The organism is Paenibacillus sp. cl141a (genome assembly GCF_900109305.1).
Classification (GTDB): Bacteria; Bacillota; Bacilli; order Paenibacillales; family Paenibacillaceae; genus Paenibacillus_AQ; species Paenibacillus_AQ lautus_A.
Window position 1 is genome coordinate 733,864 of the sequence record NZ_FNZO01000002.1, and the last position, 19,666, is coordinate 753,529.

14 protein-coding genes are annotated in these 19,666 nt (G+C 52.8%); 12 read left to right on the forward strand and 2 right to left on the reverse strand.

Annotated elements, in window-relative coordinates; translation table 11 throughout:
• Positions 1 to 179: 179 nt before the first annotated feature.
• From tetA(58) to BMX45_RS08545, 8 genes are all read left to right on the forward strand, one after another.
• Positions 180 to 1,211, forward strand: a complete 1,032-nt coding sequence (gene tetA(58), locus BMX45_RS08510) for a tetracycline efflux ABC transporter Tet(58) subunit A (protein ID WP_090909289.1) — start codon at positions 180 to 182, stop codon at positions 1,209 to 1,211.
• Positions 1,208 to 2,023 (forward strand): tetracycline efflux ABC transporter Tet(58) subunit B, encoded by an 816-nt coding sequence (gene tetB(58) / locus BMX45_RS08515; RefSeq protein ID WP_090909290.1) that lies wholly within the window; start codon positions 1,208 to 1,210, stop codon positions 2,021 to 2,023. Before tetA(58) ends, tetB(58) begins: the two co-directional genes overlap by 4 nt.
• Positions 2,024 to 2,464: 441 nt before the next feature.
• On the forward strand, positions 2,465 to 3,724 hold the full coding sequence (tyrS, locus tag BMX45_RS08520; protein ID WP_090909291.1) for a tyrosine--tRNA ligase: 1,260 nt from the start codon (positions 2,465 to 2,467) through the stop codon (positions 3,722 to 3,724).
• A 332-nt stretch (positions 3,725 to 4,056) separates the two neighbouring features.
• Positions 4,057 to 5,157, forward strand: coding sequence for an NAD(P)H-dependent flavin oxidoreductase (locus tag BMX45_RS08525; protein WP_090909292.1), 1,101 nt, complete (start codon positions 4,057 to 4,059; stop codon positions 5,155 to 5,157).
• 419 nt (positions 5,158 to 5,576) lie between these two features.
• The gene (locus BMX45_RS08530) at positions 5,577 to 8,285 is read left to right on the forward strand and encodes a winged helix-turn-helix domain-containing protein (RefSeq protein ID WP_090909293.1); all 2,709 of its coding nucleotides are present in this window, start codon (positions 5,577 to 5,579) and stop codon (positions 8,283 to 8,285) included.
• Positions 8,286 to 8,397: 112 nt separating this feature from the next.
• On the forward strand, positions 8,398 to 9,318 hold the full coding sequence (locus BMX45_RS08535; RefSeq protein WP_090909294.1) for an NAD(P)-dependent alcohol dehydrogenase: 921 nt from the start codon (positions 8,398 to 8,400) through the stop codon (positions 9,316 to 9,318).
• 358 nt (positions 9,319 to 9,676) lie between these two features.
• Entirely contained in the window at positions 9,677 to 10,645 is a 969-nt protein-coding gene (locus BMX45_RS08540; protein ID WP_090909295.1) for a helix-turn-helix transcriptional regulator, read from the forward strand.
• A 77-nt stretch (positions 10,646 to 10,722) separates the two neighbouring features.
• Entirely contained in the window at positions 10,723 to 11,352 is a 630-nt protein-coding gene (locus BMX45_RS08545) for an SRPBCC family protein (protein ID WP_090909296.1), read from the forward strand.
• A 733-nt stretch (positions 11,353 to 12,085) separates the two neighbouring features.
• Here the strand turns inward: BMX45_RS08545 and BMX45_RS08550 are convergent.
• Positions 12,086 to 12,733: a transcriptional regulator gene (locus tag BMX45_RS08550; protein WP_090909297.1), complete on the reverse strand. Its 648-nt coding sequence runs from the start codon at positions 12,731 to 12,733 to the stop codon at positions 12,086 to 12,088.
• A gap of 715 nt (positions 12,734 to 13,448) precedes the next feature.
• Between BMX45_RS08550 and BMX45_RS08555 the strand changes: the two genes are divergently transcribed.
• The 4 genes from BMX45_RS08555 to BMX45_RS08570 all read left to right on the forward strand — a co-directional run bounded on the left by BMX45_RS08555 (position 13,449) and on the right by BMX45_RS08570 (position 18,198).
• Positions 13,449 to 13,631, forward strand: a complete 183-nt coding sequence (locus BMX45_RS08555) for a GapA-binding peptide SR1P (RefSeq protein ID WP_009591018.1) — start codon at positions 13,449 to 13,451, stop codon at positions 13,629 to 13,631.
• 343 nt (positions 13,632 to 13,974) lie between these two features.
• Positions 13,975 to 14,829 carry an NAD-dependent epimerase/dehydratase family protein gene (locus BMX45_RS08560; RefSeq protein WP_090909298.1) on the forward strand — a complete coding sequence of 285 codons (855 nt, stop codon included), beginning with the start codon at positions 13,975 to 13,977 and terminating at the stop codon, positions 14,827 to 14,829.
• Between the two features lie 463 nt (positions 14,830 to 15,292).
• A complete protein-coding gene (locus tag BMX45_RS08565) occupies positions 15,293 to 16,594 on the forward strand; it encodes a DUF1963 domain-containing protein (protein WP_090909299.1) in 1,302 nt (433 codons plus the stop codon).
• 122 nt (positions 16,595 to 16,716) lie between these two features.
• Positions 16,717 to 18,198, forward strand: coding sequence for a stalk domain-containing protein (locus BMX45_RS08570; protein ID WP_090909300.1), 1,482 nt, complete (start codon positions 16,717 to 16,719; stop codon positions 18,196 to 18,198).
• 202 nt (positions 18,199 to 18,400) lie between these two features.
• On the opposite strand, the gene BMX45_RS08575 is transcribed toward BMX45_RS08570, so the two are convergent.
• A complete protein-coding gene (locus BMX45_RS08575) occupies positions 18,401 to 19,564 on the reverse strand; it encodes an MFS transporter (protein WP_090909545.1) in 1,164 nt (387 codons plus the stop codon).
• Between the last annotated feature and the right edge of the window lie 102 nt (positions 19,565 to 19,666).

Here is a 19,666-nt window from a genome sequence, read left to right on the forward strand (position 1 = left end):
GTCCGCGATTCAAACCAATCATCTAACTAAGCCCGCCGGTCGTGAATCGGGTTTGAAGAAATCCATACACTCCGCCAAAGTTTGTTGCAGACAGCCTATTTTTCTCCCGGTTTACATTCCGTTTAAGTAGGGGTGTTACGATCCAAACATCATCTGTTAAGCGAATAGGAGGAGTCATAATGGAGCATGCAAACAGAAGGAACATGGAGTACAGCCCTGGCGACTTGGCTGTCGAGGCTTACGGGCTGGTCAAAACGTTCGGCGATAACCGCGCCGTGGACGGCGTGGATTTGAACGTGCGCGCCGGTACGATTTATGGCGTGCTGGGACCGAACGGCGCAGGCAAGACGACGACCATCCGAATGCTGGCCACCTTGCTAAAGCCGGATGCGGGTTCGGCCCGAATCTTCGGGCACGATGTGCTGACGGAATCGCAGATTGTCCGTCAGTTGATCGGGGTCACCGGCCAATACGCTTCGGTGGATGAATCGCTCAGCGCTACGGAGAATCTGATCATTTTCTCCCGCTTGTTGGGGCTGGGACGCACGGAGGCACGGCGAAAGGCGGGTGAGCTGCTTGAGGAATTCGGGTTGTCGGAAGCCGCCAAACGGCCGCTCAAACATTTCTCCGGCGGCATGCGGAGAAGATTGGATCTGGCGGCAAGCCTCATTGCCCAGCCGCCGCTCATCTTCCTGGATGAACCGACGACGGGGCTGGATCCAAGGACGCGTTCCCAGATGTGGGATACGATCCGCCGATTGGTGAAGACCGGCTCAACGGTGCTGTTGACCACGCAGTATCTGGAAGAGGCGGATCAACTGGCAGACCGGATTGCCGTTATTGATTACGGACGGGTCGTGGCCGAGGGGACGGCGGATGAGCTGAAGATGTCGGTAGGGACTTCCTCGCTGCACTTGACCGTCCAGGATGCAGTGGATATGGGCCGCGCCCGCCACACCGTGGAACAGGTGTTAGGCGTTCATGCCAACATATCGCCGGAAGCCGGAAAGATAACGGCGCCGATGGCTAATGCGGGTCTTGTTACAGACCTGTTGATCGAGCTGCGCACGGCAGGCATCGGCTTGTCCGAGATGAGCGTGCAGAAGCCGACGCTGGATGAGGTGTTCCTGACGATCACCGGCCACGGCGTGAAGGAAGACGATGTCCCATCGTCCAATGAATCCAACGATAGAGAGGTGACAAGAGTATGAGCAGCACGATCATGAAATCAGGGACGGAACGCCGGCTTAAGAACCGCACGAGTTTCGGTCAGACGGTACGAAACTCGTTGACGATGGCCTACCGGGGTTTGCTGAAGCTCCGGCGCACGCCCGAGCAGTTGTTTGACGTTACGTTCCAGCCCATTATTTTCACGCTGATGTTCACCTATATTTTTGGCGGCGCCATCTCCGGCGACGTGGCCAGTTATTTGCCTGTCATCATTCCCGGCATCCTCGTTCAAACCGTGATTACGACCTCCGTCGTCACTGGCGTGCAGCTGCGCGAGGATATGGATAAAGGCGTATTCGACCGATTCAAGTCGCTGCCGATTGCGCGCATTGCTCCGCTTGCAGGCGCCCTGCTGGCAGATACCGTTCGCTATACCATTGCGACGGTGCTTACCTTTTCGATGGGATACGTCATGGGTTACCGCCCGGGCGGAGGCTTGGGTTACGTTGCTCTTGCCGCGCTGATCGTCATTGTATGCTCATGGGCCATCAGCTGGATATTCGCGTTCTTCGGCGTGATTGCAAGATCCGCCTCCGGCGTGCAGGGGATATCGATGATCGTGCTGTTTCCGCTCACGTTTCTCTCCAACGCATTCGTGCCGGTGGATACGATGCCGGGCTGGCTGCAGTGGTTCGTGAACATCAACCCGATATCGCATCTGGTGACGGCTGTCCGGGATTTGACGAACTCCGGAACCGTAGGCTGGGATCTGACGATATCCTTGGTCGGGGCCGCGGTCATCGTGGCGATCTTTGCTCCGATCACGGTACGTGCATACATGCGCCGCACCTGATATTCTGGGGACACCTCCGGCGGTATTCGCCCATGCTGCCGGGGGAAGCAGGACGTCCGTTCAAAACGGAGTTGACATCGATTTATTAATTCACTATACTGTCTGTAATCTTATAAGCGACATACGTTGAAAGAGCCCAGTAGCAGCTTGGTCCCTGTTCTAGAAAGCCGGGGGGCGATGGAACCCGGTACATACCAACGCAGCGAATTACACTCTGGAGTATCTCGGGTAATGCCGAGCGGAAACGGCGAACGATACCTCGTCTAATGAGCGGCATGAATGGCGCGCGGCAAGCGTTGCAGACCATTCGTGCAATCTGGGTGGTAACACGGTTATGAATCGTCCCTATGTCTGTAACAGACAAGGGGCGATTTTTTGTTTTTTCAACAGATGGGCGTTACGTTATAAGGAAAAATTATGTATTGAAGGAGTGTTAATGCTGTGAATATTATCGACGAACTGGAATGGCGCGATGCGATCAACCAACAGACGGATGCCGAAGGCCTCCGGGAGCTTACGAATGAAAAGTCGATTTCGCTGTACTGCGGCGTGGATCCTACGGGCGACAGCATGCATATCGGTCACTTGATTCCCTTCATCATGCTCAAACGCTTCCAGCTTGCCGGCCATCGTCCGGTCATTCTGATCGGGGGCGCGACCGGCACCATCGGGGATCCGAGCGGACGCCAAACCGAACGCTCCCTGCAGACGCTGGAGCAGGTTCAAGCTAACGTGGACGCGCTGACCGGACAAATGAAAAAGCTCTTCGTGACGGAGGGCGACAATCAAATCCGCATGGTCAACAACTACGACTGGACGCATAAGATCAACATTATCGAATTCCTGCGCGATTACGGGAAGAACTTCAGCATCAACTCGATGCTGGCGAAGGACGTGGTTGCGAGCCGGCTTGACAGCGGAATTTCGTTTACGGAATTCTCCTACCAAATCCTGCAGTCGGTCGATTACCTGCATCTGTACCAGCATGAGGACGTGCAGCTGCAAATCGGCGGATCGGACCAATGGGGCAACATTACAAGCGGCCTGGATTTGATCCGGAAGAAGGAAGGACCCGAAGCCAAAGCCTTCGGCCTGACCATACCGCTCATGCTGAAGGCCGACGGCACGAAGTTCGGCAAAACGGCTGGCGGCTCGATCTGGCTTGACCCGAACAAAACGACGCCGTTCGAGTTCTACCAGTTCTGGGCGAACACCGACGACCGAGACGTCGTCAAATACTTGAAATACTTCACCTTCCTGACCAAGGAGCAAATTGACGAGCTGGCCGAAAAGGTGCAGAGCGAGCCGCATAAACGCGAAGCGCAAAAAACGCTGGCCGAGGAAATGACGAGATTCGTGCACGGCGAGGAGATGCTGGAGCAGGCCAAGCGCATCACGGCGGCTCTGTTCAGCGGCGATATTAAATCGCTCACGGCCGATGAGATCGAGCAGGGCTTCAAGGAGATGCCAACATTCGAAGCAACGCCGGAAACGAAGAATATCGTGGACTGGCTCGTGGATCTGGGCATCGAGCCTTCCAAGCGGCAAGCGCGCGAGGATATCACCAAAGGCGCGATCTCGATGAACGGCGAGCGCGTCAGCGATTTGGGCCACGAGGTGACAGCCGACCAGGCGATTGGCGGCCGGTTTATCATTATTCGCAAGGGCAAGAAAAACTACAGTTTGGTGAAAATGTCCTAGAAGGGTAACCATCAGGGAAAAGGGTAGCCCCGGACGAAAACACCCGCAAAAGCCGCTAAACACTTTTCATGTGCTTAGCGGCTTTCGTATGATCAGGTTAGCCAGAAATCGAGTAGACAGTTGGATTTGTCCGCTGACCTTGGTGGCGGAAAGGGCGGGATTCGAACCCACGCACGCCTTGCGACCCCTCTTCTTGGTTGGCCTTTAAAAAAACATTTCCTATATGGGGTCTGTCTTCGAGAGGGTACGTCGATTGTCGTTTTTCTTTTATTTGAAAGTTTCTCTCTTTTAATAGGATAATATCTGTAGCGTTAAAGGAGGTAGATGATATCATGAACATTCAACTGCAGACCGAGCTGTGCGATCGGTTTGGCATCCGCTATCCGCTTATACTGGCTGGAATGGCCGGGGGGCCTACAACCGTTGAGTTGGTCGCCGCCGTATCCAACGCAGGCGGGCTCGGTACGCTGGGTGCGGCTTACATGGAGCCGGCCGCCATTCGCCGTAGCATCCAGGAAATCCGTAAGCGGACGGATCAACCTTTTGCCGTCAACCTTTTTGCGTCCCGGGCCTCGGATCGCCAGGAGCGAATCGAAGATGTTCAACAGGAGTTAAACCGGATGCGCGGCGACCTTGGCATTCCTCATGCGGGGTCGGATCACGTAACAACGCCCGATTGGTTTGAGCAGCAATTCGCGGTTCTGCTCGAAGAGAAGGTGCCCGTTATCAGCACGGCATTCGGTATTCCGGATGAGCCCCTCATGCGGCAAGCGAAAGAAGCTAAGCTGCTTGTGGTTGCGATGGCAACCACGGTGCACGAAGCTATCCTGGCCGAGCAAGCAGGCTGTGACGCCGTCGTTGCCCAAGGCAGCGAAGCGGGTGGACATCGAGGCACGTTTGATATTTCGGAGCACCCGATGGGGGCCCAAATCGGAACGTTTGCTTTGGTGCCGCAGATCGTGGACCGGGTCAAGATTCCCGTCATTGCCGCCGGGGGCGTCATGGATGGACGCGGACTTGTGGCCTCGCTTGTTCTTGGCGCCCAAGCCGTTCAGATGGGGACGCGGTTTCTGACGGCGGCCGAATCGGGTGCGCATGAGGTTTACCAGCAAGCGCTGCTTCGCAGCACGGAAGAGAGCACGGTCATTACCAAAGCGTTCTCGGGGCGGCCGGCGAGAGGCATCCGCAATGCCTTCATTAAGCAATGGGATGCAAGCGGCGTAGAGCCGCTGCCGTTTCCTACGCAGAATACGGTGACCCGCGACATACGAAATGCCGCCAGTCGCCAAAGCAATCCGGAATATATGTCCTTATGGGCAGGGCAAGGCACAAGAGGGCTCACTTCGGGGCAACCGGCAGCAGATATCGTAGCCGAGACGATCCAAGAAGCGCTGTTGATATGTCCCAATCGCAACTCCGACGATGAGAGCTGAGAGAGGTTATGCGTCTAAACTTAAGAAATTCATCATGCAGCAGGCCGCCTATGGAAGAACCTTTGGGTGGCCTGCCTTTTGTCAGAAACCGTAAGTATCTCCGCCAAACTTGAGGATAGCTTGATCTTCAAATAAAACCTTCTCACTAATTTCGACACTTCGACCGTTCAGTCGGAATCGCTGCATTACGTTGTTCTCTCTTAACACCTATCACCTCGCCTTTGAATCGGACTCCTGTTAAAGCGCTCTAATTATAAAATCTTACATCGTATGCCTTACCTTCCCAATCATGCTTTCCGGTTCGACTGCAGCGGGCGGATGTAGCGCATTAGAGGGAAAATCCTGAGTCCGTCGAACACTTAAACCATAGTAAACAATAAGTTGAAAACTGCTGCAATGACGGCATAACGGGGGTTATGATGTCCACGACGATTTTATCCACGAAATTATATATTCCTTCTCCACGCTCCCAGGCTGTCCCTCGTCCCAGGTTGATCGAACGTTTGAACGAGGGGCTGCGTCTGCACCGGAAGCTGACCACGATTTCCGCTTCTGCCGGGAGCGGTAAAACCACGCTGCTCAGCCAATGGATCGGGGGCTGTCCGCAGCCCGTTGCCTGGCTGTCCTTGGAAAAGGAGGACCGTGAGCCATCCAGATTTTTCGCTTACCTCTTGGCTGCCCTGCAAACCATCGGGGTTGATATCGGAGAGAGGGTGGTGAGCACACTCCACGCCCCGTCACCGCATCCTCTGCCAATCGAAGCCATCGTTATGGCCATGCTGAATCAAATCACGGCCAAACCGGACCGTGTCATCCTTGTGCTTGATGATTACCACGTGCTTGATTCCAAACCGATAGACCGCGCTCTTGGCTTTCTCATTGAACACATGCCGCCGCAGATGCATGTGGTTATTGCCAGCCGCAAGGATCCCGATCTGGCCTTGGCCCGGCTCCGTGCAAGAAACCAGCTGACGGAAGTGCGGACACCGGATTTGCGGTTCACCTCCATTGAAACCTCCGAATTCATGCGGCATGTGATGGGGCTGGACCTGTCAGGGGAGGATGCAGCGCTTATTGCATCCCGTACGGAAGGCTGGATCGCCGGCCTGCAGTTAGCGGCGCTGTCCTTGCGGGGCCATCGAGACGCTGCGGGCTTTATTCGATCCTTCAGCGGCAGCCACCGCTACGTACTGGACTATTTGATTGAAGAAGTGCTGCAGCAACAGCCTGAGAGCGTGCAGGATTTTTTGCTGAACACTTCCATTCTCGACCGGCTCAGCGGTTCCTTGTGCGAATACGTTTTGCAGAGGGAAGACGGTGATTCCCCGATGGCCGCCGTTTCCGGACAAGAAACCCTGGAGTACCTGGAGCGTGCCAATCTGTTCATCTTTCAGCTAGATAACGAGAGGCGCTGGTACCGGTATCATCACTTGTTCTCGGATGCATTGCGGCAACGCCTATCCCGAAAAGGCAAGGATGCCGAAGACGGGAAGAGGATCGTGGCGGAACTGCATCGGCGTGCCAGCGACTGGCATGATCGTCATGATTTTTGGCTGGAGGCTTTCCAGCATGCGGCTGCTGCCCAGGACGTGGATCGCGCCGCGCGTCTGATTGAAGGGGAGGGGATGCCACTGGTCTTCCGTGGAGCGATCCACCCCGTGCTCGATTGGCTGGATTCCCTGCCGAAGGCAGAATTGGACGCAAGGCCGGCGCTTTGTGTCATGCATGCCTCTGCTCTCCTGATGGTCGGCCAAATGAACGGCGTCGAACGCAAACTTCAAGCTGCCGAGGTTCATTTGCCAGCCGAGGATGACGGCAATATGCGTGATCTCATAGGACATATTGCCTCCATTCGTGCGACGCTTGCTGTCAGCAAGCATCAGCCGGAAGTCATTATGACGGAATCGCGACGGGCCTTGGAATATTTAAGTCCGCATAATCTGCCTGTCCGCACGGCCACGTTGTGGACGCTGGGATACGCTTACCAGCTCCAGGGCGATCGTGCCGCGGCAGGGCAGGCTTATCATGAGGCCGTTGCTATCAGTCAGAAGATCGGACATTTCATAATCGCCATGATGGCAACGCTCGGACTCGGACTTCTTCAGGAAGCGGATAATCAATTATATGCAGCAGCCGTGACCTATCGACGCGTTCTGGAGTTGGCGGGTGACCCTCCGCCGCCGGCTGCATGCGAAGCGCATTTGGGCCTGGCCCGAATCTGCCGTGAGTGGAATGACCTCGATGCCGCTGAACGGCATGGGCTGAAGGCCCTTCAATTAGCCGCGCAGTTTGAACAAACCGACAGAGCCGTGGCATGCGAGGTGTTTCTCGCGAGGCTGAAGTTATTGCGTGGAGAAGTGAGCGAAGCAGCCGCCATGTTAGCTAAGGCAGATCGCCTCGCGCGTCAGCAGCAGTTCATGAGTCAGCTGCCCTTCATTGCCGAAGCGCAGGTGCTTGTCCTGCTTCAACAAGGGAATTTCAGTGAAGCCTCCCAGCTGGCACAGGAGCATGGGCTCCGTCTCAGTCAGGCCAGTGTTTTGTTGGCTAAAGGGCATGCGGGGGCCGCCCTGACGATCATCGAACCCTTGCGGGCGCAGATGGAAGCTAAGGAATGGGCCGACGAGCAGCTCAAGGTCATGGTCGTGCTGGCCCTGGCTCTGCATGCCCAGGGCGATAAGCTGCAAGCCGCCCGGATCGCCGAAAATGCTGTGGCGATGGCCGAGCCCGGCGGTTTTATTCGGTTATTCATCGATGAAGGGCTGCCGATGCAGGAGCTGCTTAGGGCAGTATCTGCCAGCCAACCGATACGAGAGGCAACCGGGACTCAACCGATGCATGATTATTTGGAGAAGCTGCTGCACGCTTTTGAGATGGAAGGACTGGAAAGCACGGGCAAGTCCTCTCCAAGCCAGCTTCAGCTTGCGGAGTCTCTGATCGAGCCGCTGAGTCGGCGGGAAATGGAGGTGCTGCGTCTCATCGCCCAAGGACTATCCAATCGTCAGATCAGCGAAAAACTTTTTGTTGCGCTTAGTACCGTCAAAGGGCATAACCGGATCATATTCGATAAACTCCAGGTTACCCGTCGTACCGAAGCTGTTGCGCGTGCGCGCGAGTTAGGCTTGCTGTAGGTGACAGCCGGTTTGACTACCGTGTTTTTATTCGAAAACCATACTAAAGTATCTATATCCCGGTGCGTTGCGGCAGATATACTGATTGCAAAAGCAGTTTTGGAGGAAACCCATGAAAGCAATGGTATGCACCGCTTACGGATCACCGGAGGTGTTACAGCTCCAAGAGGTAGCGAAGCCTATTCCTAAGGATCACGAAGTTCGGATCAAAATTTATGCCACTACCGTCAATTCGGGGGATTGCCGCGTACGGGGATTTCGCAGTCCTCTATTGTATAAAATCCCCATGCGATTGGTGCTCGGTCTGAGGAAGCCAAGACAACCGATACTCGGGGTGGAGCTGGCGGGGGAAGTGGAAGCGATAGGCCGGGATGTTACACGGTTCAAGATCGGCGATCAGGTTCTGGCATTCAGGGGAATGCAATTTGGCACGTACGCGCAGTACATCTGCATGCACGAAGACGGGATGATCGTAATGAAGCCGGAGCACGTGACTTATGACGATGCCGCCGCGCTCTTTTTCGGAGGGACGACGGCCCTGCATTTTTTTAGAAAAGCGAACATCCGGCAGGGGCACAAGGTTCTGATCTATGGTGCATCCGGCGCGGTGGGGAATTTAGCCGTACAGCTTGCCAAACATGCGGGAACCGTGGTTACCGGCGTTTGCAGCACCGTGAATGTAGAGCTGGTGAAGTCGCTCGGAGCCGATCAAGTCGTGGATTATACCCAAGAGGATATTTCGAAAAGCGGGGAGCGCTACGACATCATTCTGGACGCGGTCGGCAAACTGCCGAAATCCCGTTGCAAGCATTTGCTTGCCGCGGGCGGGAGTTATGTAACGGTAGAAGGGCAGGGGGTAGCCAAGGTGCTGATGGAGGATTTGAGACGGCTTACGGATCTGCTTGGGGAAGGGAAGATCAAACCGGTCATCGATAGAAGGTATGCATTGGAGCAAATTGCCGACGCACACCGATACGCGGATACAGGGCGTAAAAGGGGCAGCGTTGTCATCACGGTGGGGCATGATCATTGAGGAAAGAAAAGTTGTCATTCACGATGCGCATGAGTATGATAGCAGATGAATGAGGAACAGTTGTCATTCCCAGTGCAAGGGCATGGCAGCTGATGAAGCAGGGCATCATCTTTCCGTTACATCTAGTCGACAGCCATCCAAGCATGCCACTGACCACGTACCGTGCGCGTGGGAGTCGTGTGCACGATGTACAAAATCAGGCCGATCCTGCAGCGGATCGGCTTTTCTCATTGGGATTGGGGGCGCTGGACAACGTTAGAGTGCAGCAGGAAGAATAACTCCAAACCTTCTAAGGAAGTGAGATATAATAGAACAAACGACAAACGAAGGAATTCCAAGGGAAGGACGGCTGCACACGATGTCCAAGGCGGATAATATGCTGGCAATTCTTTGGCTGCTGAAATCGCGCAAAAGAATTTCGGCAAAACAGCTATCGGAGGAACTGGGCGTTCACATCCGAACGATTTACCGGAATATCGATGCCCTATGCATTTCGGGAGTGCCTATCATTTCGGAGATGGGACGCGACGGAGGGTACTCCATTCCGGATCATATCAAGCTGGAGCCCCTGTTTTTTGATGCCGATGAGCAAAAGGCGCTTTTTCATGCAGCCGCATTCGCACGGGAAGCGGGGTATCCATCCGAAGAGCCGCTGAATCGGGCCATATCCAAAATCAAACGATATACGAATCCGGAGCAGTTGAAGCGTTTGGAGCAACAGGAGAACAGTATCGAGGCCATCCATCCGCCTGCAGCCTCCGGGCTTACCTCCATGCTGCATGAGATCGAAGCCGGGATCGACCGGCAAACCAGTCTCGAGATAGATTACACGACAGGCTATGATGGCGTTAAGCAGACACGGACTTTAGATCCTTATGGGCTCGTTCACTGGAAGAGCAAATGGTATGCAGTTGGCTATTGCCATCTGCGCAGTGAAATTCGCTGCTTCCGTGTCGACCGCATGGGCCAGATCCGGCCTACCGACGTCGTGTTTGACCGCCCGGCGACATTTTCCCCGCGTGAATTTTTATTGGACAGCCTGTTGACGGAGCAAGGCTCCGAATCCAATCCCCATTTGGTTTCCGTGCATATCCAAGGCATCTCCCAAGCTTTGGACGATTTATGCGGGCATTGGCTGCTCGGCCACGCGCTCGTCGAACGTACGGCGGAGGAGGCGGTGTTTAGACTGGATGAGTCTACGTTGTATACGCAAGTTGCCTACTATCTTCTATCCTTCGGCGGTAAAATTCGCATCGTTGGGCCCGAGGAGCTGAAATCAGGTTTGGCCGATATTGCCGAGTCGTTATTCAAATATTATCAAAGTTGATGATAAACACTGACCTTCGTTGTCAGTGTTTGTGTTATATAATGAACTCCATCAGATCGTATCAGGAGGAGAGCGCGATGGTTGGCTCCATTTTTAAACAAGAAGTGATAAAGGCAACGGAACGTTCGTGGGAGGCATGGGTCGTAGCTCTAGGGCAGGAAGTGGAGCCGCTCTGGTCCCATGAGCAGATTAGAAACCATATTGTCGAGCAGCATCAGGTATCTGGGGAGTGGGGCGAATGGATCGCCACGATGTACGAACAGCTGATGGGCCGGGTGCCTGTCGGCGTTACCAAAGATGCCGGGGTTCAGATCGGGGTCAGGAAAACGATGGCCGTGACGAAGGAGAGCTTGTGGGATTTCCTCACGTCTCCAGAGGGACTATCATTATGGATTGGAGCTGTTCCTTCTCTGGAACTGCGGGTCGGGCAGGAGTATGAGTCGAAGGAAGGCGTGTCCGGCAAAATTACGGTGGTCGTCCCTTACCATAAGCTGCGCCTGACCTGGAAGCGTAAGGAGTGGGGCAACCCGTCCCGGCTGCAAATTTATGTGCTGTCCACGAAAACGGGAAACACGACCATCGCGATCCATCAGGAGATGCTGGATGACGTTTATATGCGTGAGGTCATGAGGCGTTTTTGGGACGAGACGCTGACTGCGATCCAGCATCAGGTGGAGGCGCGGACTGTAGTAAGGTTTGAGGACTGAGGTTCTGCTATTTTTGTAGATACGGTCTTGCGTTGGTGACTGTTGCAATTTGATGAGGACTGAGGTTCCGCTATTTGGTCTTAGATGGCGAGTTTTGGGTTAGATGAGGACACCAGATCCGCTATTACTTAGAAAATGGCTGATAATCGTGGTGTTTAGAGCAAATAGCGGATCCTGTGTCCGGAAGTTCGGAAAAAGTAGCTGTTTTTTTCTAAATAACGGATCTGGTGTCCACTTAGTGTAACTAATATTCGTCTCTAAGGTATCTGCAAGAACTACAAGAACTACAAGAATTGCAGAAACTACATGAACTGATGAACTGTTGTACGCCCCCATCATTACTACCATTTACAAGCAGAGTTTGTAGATACGGGCTCGTGTTTGTGACTGTTGATTATGAGGACCAAGGTTCCGCTATTTGATCTTAGATGGCGAGTTTTGGGTTATATGAGGACACCAGATCCGCTATTACTCAAAAAATGGCTGTTAATCGAGGTGTTTAGAGTAAATAGCGGATCCTGTGTCCGGAAGATCGGAAAAAGTGGCTGTTTTTTTCTAAATAACGGATCTGGTGTCCACTTAGTGTAACTAATATTCTCTCATGGATATCTGCAATATCGCCGGTACCCAATTCACAAGCTCCCTCCTTGCTGTCTTCATATTCTCACTTGGAAGAACGCATGCCTTCCTTCTTCTTCCCTGAACTGTTGTATTCCCCCATCATTACTACCATTTACAAGCGGAGTTTATAGGTCCGGGCTCGTTGTTCTCCGTTTGCGATGTCCAGAATCTGCAGCTCGACCAGTTTATGCAATAAGCGTCGGGTGTGTCGATCACTCACCCTAAGATGATTAGCAAGCTCCAAAGGGGTTATCGGGCGCAGAAGTCGCCGGGCAAATCGCACGGCTTCTGCCTCAAGCCAGCTTAATGACGCAGGTACATCGGTTGCAACGAATCTGCCGACGAAGGATAGGATGAGCTGCTGGCACTGCTTTGGCTCTTCGACGATGGAGGGATAGGCTATGGGAAGGAATGTCCAGCCATCCAGTGCCAATAAACAGTGGCGACGGCATAAATCCTTAAACCTTCTGACGTCCAGATCGCGGGCATGCGGTCCGTATCCTTGTATTTCGATGCCTCCTCTAGCATCGCCGGGCATATAAGCGAGGTCCAAATAACGATAACCATTGCTGAAATCGCGTACCTCCCATTCCGGATGCAAGTCATTGAAATGACCGATCGCTGGAAACCAAACGGCACGTAGAAACTCGACGGTGCCATGGCCTAGGCCTTTATTAAGGATTTCGAGCCTGCGGGGATTCTTCTCATTGAGGATATTTGTGTGTATCCAGAGCTCATATTGTTGATCGAACCGTGACATGATCAGTTGCCCTCCTCAGTATAAGACAGATTTTGCTAGAACATAAAAAAGCCGCCCCATACAATGCAACCCCAATCCTTCATTGGGGCACTTTGCATAGAAGCGGCGTGTACTTCACGTCCTTATGTTGGCTAGTATAACTTGTGTTTTGCAGGTTTAGCAATAAGTATTGTTCTCATGATTGAATGGATACCGATATTCGGATCGTAATTACATCAGTCTATATCGACCATGAAAAAATGTCCCTGATGAGAAGCCGATGCAATGGCTGCCTATATCAAGTGGCTTTTTTATTGCGGTCAATAAGCACCTTGCGGATATCAGATGGACGTGAATCTTTCAGTTACCTCTGTACGAGCTCATTGGTATAAGAAAGAAGGTGCATTATCCCAACCAGCACAAGCGATTAAAAACTCAATGACTGCGACATTTTCGCTCCACAAGGCATGATAGACACTGAGGAGACACGGAACGAAAGTCTATTTAATATGACGTCATATATGATGAAAATAACTATTTTTTTAATATATATTGTGTATTATATATTTATGGTGTACATTAATTACAACCGATTCATATATAACATGCTTAATTGGAGGTGAATCGAACCCAAAGAGAAGAAGCGGAAATGGAGGTTCGGTCTGTAGGTAAGCAGGAAGCATATGGCTGGGAAGTTCTGAACACAAATCTGATACCAAGAGAGGATGAGTGAAGCATGAACCATTCCGTTAAAAAGGTGAATATGGGTGTCATCCTATGCAGACATTGCAACGCTCTAATCGATACGGTAGATACGAATCGAATCGCGACCTTTTATGGCGTATGCAATCAACCGGAATGCCGGCAGCAGCGCAGCGCTACGAATGCGTCGATACGTGATGTAACAGAAGAAGAGTAAACGGACAGGAACCGGCTATTATTCTCAAGTGAACGCGCCACTTTTATGTGGTGCGTTTTTGTGTTATGCGAATACGGCGAGGATCCACCCGGCTTGGCAAAAAAGAGCTTGTAGTGCGCTTGACTTGATTTGGCTGCTTCCGGGTTAACCGTGTTGATCATCTGCGCCGGGGATGAATTGGCACGGTCTGCCCGATGAAAAGTGGCCCTTAAGGATGCTTATCCATCATGCTAAGATGGAACTGCAATTCCAATTTCCGACAGGACCAGGGCCCCTTAATGTCTTTCACTCTCGAAGGGTTCCATTCATTTTATATCTAACGAACAGGAGGTTGTCAGTTTATATGAACATATTTGTTGCAGGCTCTACGGGAGTCATCGGCCAGCGGCTGCTTCCCAAGCTGGTGCAAGCCGGTCATGAGGTTACAGGCATGACCCGCAATAATCAGGGTAAAGGGTTGATCGAATCCTGGGGAGCAAGAGGGATCGTTGCGGATGCTTTTGACCGCGAAGGAATGATCGCCGCAATCGGGGAGATCCGGCCGGATGTCATTATCCATCAGCTTACTTCGTTAAGCCAATGGAATCTGGAGGATAATGCCAGGATTCGGATAGAGGGAACGCGTCATTTGGTGGAAGCCGCCCAAATCCATGGCGTTAAGCGAATGATTGCCCAGAGCATTTCTTGGGCGTACGAGCCGGGAGAGCATCCCGCCACCGAAGACGCCCCCCTGGATGTCCAAGCGCCTGCACCTCGCAAGTCGACGATAGACGGTATCGTATCGCTGGAGCATGCCGTTGCCCAAATGCCGAGCCACGTCATTCTAAGGTACGGAATGTTCTACGGACCCGGCACGTGGTACGACGCCAACGGAATCATGGCGGAAAAAGTACGAAGTCGAGCTCTGCCGGCAACGGATGGCGTTCAGTCCTTTCTCCATGTCGAGGATGCGGCGATTGCCGCTCTGCTGGCATTGGACTGGCCGTCAGGCCCGGTCAACATCGTTGACGATGAGCCTGCCGTGGGAACGGCATGGCTGCCGGTGTATGCCGATGCGCTGCAAGCGCCAGCTCCAGCCTATCAAGCAGGGAGCAAGCGCGGCGAGCGCGGCGCATCCAACGCCAAAGCCCGGAAGGAGTATGGCTGGCAGCCGCTCTATCCCACGTGGCGAACCGGGCTAGCGCAATCGCTGAGGTGAAAGAGCTTAACTGTCCGTCGCCAGGCTGGCGTTTAAGAGTCGATACGCTCGGAGTATGCTATTCCCCTTTCTCGCGTTCATTTTTCTGCATGAACAACTCCCTGATGTAACAGGTTTTGTATATCGTGCGCACTGCTCCCTGCGCGCACGATGCGTGGTTCGGGGCATGCTCGGATGGCTGGTTGCCATATGCCTTTCATGAAGGATCGCTATTTTCGGTAATATGCGTTTCCGTCGAATATTGCGTATTCATAGACGTTAACGGATCTCGCCTTTCTTGTGGTGATAGATCCCGAAGATAAGAGAGCTCCTTGTTGATATGGGAATGAAAAGAAAGCTATAGTTAATAGAGGAAATTCATGGCCATGAGAAAACAGGCCGGGCTCCAGCTGAGGTCGGCTTATCATAGAATAGTAGCCAGGATCCATCTGATTTGACTAACACCCAATAAGGAGGGGCTATGATGACTGAACGGCTGCCATGCCGAAGCGAAGGATGCTCGGCAACGATATTGCCGGCAACCGCGGCCAAAACCGACGGTTATTGCATGCCGTGCAAGCAGGAGATGGAGCGCGCAGAACGGCAGCGTTACATAGAACAGCACCGGAGAGATATCGACTTATACGAGGGGATAACAGACCCGGTAGAGATTCTTAAGATCATGCATACCCCCGTGAAACGGGATCCATTCATCCGATATATTCCCTATCATCTGAAAAGAGAAGAGGTATATTCCGCTTTATCTGCGGGTGATGCCGACCGCATGCTGAATGCAGCCCTTGAACTGCTGGAATCGGGCGATGAGGACACTTGCCAGGAGATTCTTGTGTCCCTGATCTGCTATCGGAACTGCTCGCTTGAATCCTGCATACCGATACTGCTGAAACGGGGGATTTATTACCCTGGCATTTTGTTCAAAGATGCATCTACCCATAGCCGCGACGAACTGCTTCAACAAGTGGAACAGGACAAGGATAACCGCAACCATCTGCTGTTGGCCTTGGCTTGGATCGGGGATGATCAGGTTGTGCGCCAATTTCAAGAATGGAGGTCCGGTCCTCCATCTTGGGCTAAGGAGCTGTATGTTCCGCCTGAAGCTTATGCGCATGAGGGGGGCTGGGAGCTCACGGAGAATGGGAGCAAGCGCCGACTATTCTACCATGACAGCTACGCCATAGCGAAAATAGTGCCATCAGAAAGCGCTTATGAAGCGGAACCTGAGCCTGCACAATTTTTGAAGGAGGATTCCGCTTCCTGTCCATGGTGCGGAAGCAGCTTGACCACTTTGGCGGATCTGGACATCAGCCATCCGAGGCTTCGATTCCTGGGGTTGTCTGGTGAGAGGCTTCGAGTGACCACCTGCGTGACATGCAGTTGTTACGATACGATCTATATGGATGTGGATTTCCATGGAAAATCCGAATGGAGCCAGACTAATATTAAACCGGAATATGTGCGTGGGCCTGATTCCGAGGAGAATGAGCGAAGTTTTGCGTCGGCGGGGCAATCCTTGCGGCTTGCGGACAACCCTCGCAGCAGCTATTATGCCGCCTATTGGGCGCTCGGTCCGGCGGTCTCGCAAATCGGCGGTTACCCGGCTTGGATCCAGGACGCCGTCTACCCTTCCTGCCCTTGCTGTTCCCGGAGCATGACATTCATCGGGCAGCTGGATTGGGAACAGATCGAGGAGTACGGGGAAGGCATCTATTATATGTTCCTGTGCGCGGACTGCATGTTCACGGCAACTCTATTCCAACAAACATAGGCTGAACTGAATCCAGCCAAAAAAGATCTTCCGGCTATCAGCAGCGGATATACTATTTTTTCCCTATCATCTTTTGTTATGGTATTATATACCATTATGGATTGAGAATGGAGGCCTCATTCGTGAAGAAATGGAATCGCAAGGTAGCTTATATGTTAGTGACGATATTATTAGCAGTCAATTGTACGGTGCTGGGCTCTGCGGGAGCAGCGGAAGCAACGAATGGAGATTCCCGTCCCATACCGGCAAGCGTGGCCGGGGGCAGCGGACATGGTGTTGCGTCATGGAGCGACGGCTCCGTGACCGCCTGGGGTTATAACAAGTCAGGTCAAGTAGGTGACGGGACCAGCATTCATCAATTGGTGCCAAAGCAAGTCGCGGGTCTGGCGAATATCGTTCAGGTGGCGGCAGGCGACAATTCTTCATTTGCCTTGGACAAGAACGGGGACGTGTGGGCCTGGGGCGATTATTACTCGCCTTATATTAACGGGGATCCGTTGTTACCTTTTCAAAAACGGGGAGGGCTCATAAAGCTGGAAGGACTAAAGGATGTAGCCAGTTTGGCCATTTCAAACCATGGTTCTGTCGCAGTGCATAAGGATGGGTCTGCAACGATATGGAGTCCGGCGTTTGATCCGAATGATCATTTGAAGATGACGGTAAAGTACTTTCCTATCAAGGGCGTCACGAATGCAAAAACAATAGTGGTCGCCGGACATGAGGCCCTGATTCTCGGTAAAGACGGCAGCGTCGATATGTTAACGGTATATAACAGTTTCTACGACCGGTTCCGCCTGGAACGCGAGTTTCGCGAAGTTGAACCGTTGGTTGCTTCCTCCATTACCGGAATCGCCGCGCATTGGTATGACGTGTTTCTGCTGCATGAGAACGGAACAGTGCTGAGGTGGAATGTGAATACGAAGCAGCAAACGCCGGCTGCGGTGAAGGGATTAAACGATATCCAAGAGATACGAACAGGGGCCAACCGTTTATTTATGCTTAAAAACGATGGCACGGTCTGGCAGTGGAATTACAACGATCCGACGGCAAAGCCTTTTCGAGTGAAAGGTCTGGCAGGTATAACGGCACTTTGGGGAAGCAAGGGGTATGCCGGTTATGCAACCAATCAGGACGGCAAGGTGCTGGCTTGGGGAGAAGAGAAATATCAAGGCAGCGGCTCGCCTAACGAGAACGATGGGAATCCGGTCAGGGTGCAGCCTCCTTTATCATGGACGGTAAACGGACAAACGGTTAGCTTCTACGGTTCTTCCGCCATAGTGAAAGGCAAGCTGTATGTACCGCATACTAGCGTATTTGAAGCCCTCGGGATTAAAGTGAAGCGCGGACAGTCCAATCCGGATCCGAAACACGGAAATCAGCGAATTCCGGTATGGTCTTTCTCTTATGGCGGGAACACCGTATCCATTAAATCCAGCGATCCCGCCGTTGTATTGGTGAACGGGATGGTGACGCGAGAAAATGCCAGCGTTCCATTCCTGGCGAATTCGACCATGTTTCCATTGGAGTTGATCACATCAAAGCTTGGCATTCCGATGTCCTGGAATAAGACGACAGGGGAAGTGATCCTGGGGAAAACGCCATAAGAATAGGATGAAGGCACGCCCAAACGGCGTGTCTTTCGTTATTTTGAGGAACTGCATCCATAGGAACTGTATCCATAACGATAAATAGAGAGCTTCCAAAATAATTGGCGTATGGGCTGGAAGCTCGCCACTGTTCGTGGATATTCTAAAGGATCGCCACCCCGTTTCCGAGGGAAGCGATCTTTTGTAGTTTGAATTACTATCAGTGGGCACCATTAGCGCCTTTGGTCACAGCCCAAAAAATAAGAGCAACAGTGCTGACGAAGGCTCCGAGCACGCATACCCCATGCCAGCCGAAGTGAGCGTAAATATGGGTTGAAGAAATGGAACCGGCAGCACTTCCGATGGAATAGAACATCATGTAGCCGCCAACAATCCGACTGCGCGCCTTCGGCCGCAATGCAAAAATCATGCTCTGATTCGTGACATGCACGGCCTGTACCGCCAAGTCCAACAGAATAATGCCAATGACCAAGGCGAACAGCGACCGTTCCATGTAGCCGATGGGCAGCCATGACAGCAATAGCAGGAACAATGCAATTCCCGTCGTTCGCTGTCCATAACCTCGATCGGCCAGCTTACCGGCCTTTGCTGCAGCCAATGCCCCTACGACGCCCACGAGGCCGAACGCCCCGATAGCCGAGTGCGAAAGGGATAGCGGCGGCGAGCTAAGAGGCAGTACCAATGGGGTCCACAACATGCTGAAAGCCGTAAAAATCAGCATAGCCAACACAGCGCGGATACGTAATAGCCGTTCTTGCAGGAACAACATCCATACCGACTTAAGCAGTTGAGCATAAGAAAGAGTCTTTATCTTGCGCGCAGCATTTGGCAGCACCATATATAATGCGTAAACCATGAGCAGCATCAACGCAGCCGAAACCAGATAAACGAAGCGCCATCCTGCAAGGTCCTTCAGGATTCCGGAAACGGTTCGCGCAAGAAGGATCCCAATCACAATTCCGCTGGTTACCATGCCGACGACACGCCCTCTTTCGGCAGGGGCAGCCATAGTTGCCGCGAATGCCACGATGGTCTGCGTTACAACGGCAAGCAGTCCGACCAAAGCCAAGCCTGCGAAGAGCATCGCACCGGAAGAAGCAGTACCTACGATAACCAGAGCTGCTGCGGAGATCGTCATCTGACCGATAATCAATCGGCGCTGGTTCAGCAGATCGCCGAGAGGCACGAGCAGCAGCAGTCCCAATGCGTAGAAAACCTGCGTGACGGTAATCACAATGCCGATGATGGAATAATCCATGTTGAACTCGTTTGACAGCTGATCGAGCAGCGGCTGTGCAAAGTAGATGTTAGCAACCGACATGCCGCAGGCAATCGCAAACAATAACGTCACGTAACGAGCCATCGGAGCAGCATAACCGCATTCAGACGAACTCGCCGCCCCCTGTGACGTATCAGCCCCCGTTTCGTTACGGGCCGCTTTTTTATCGGGCATTCCCTCCATTTT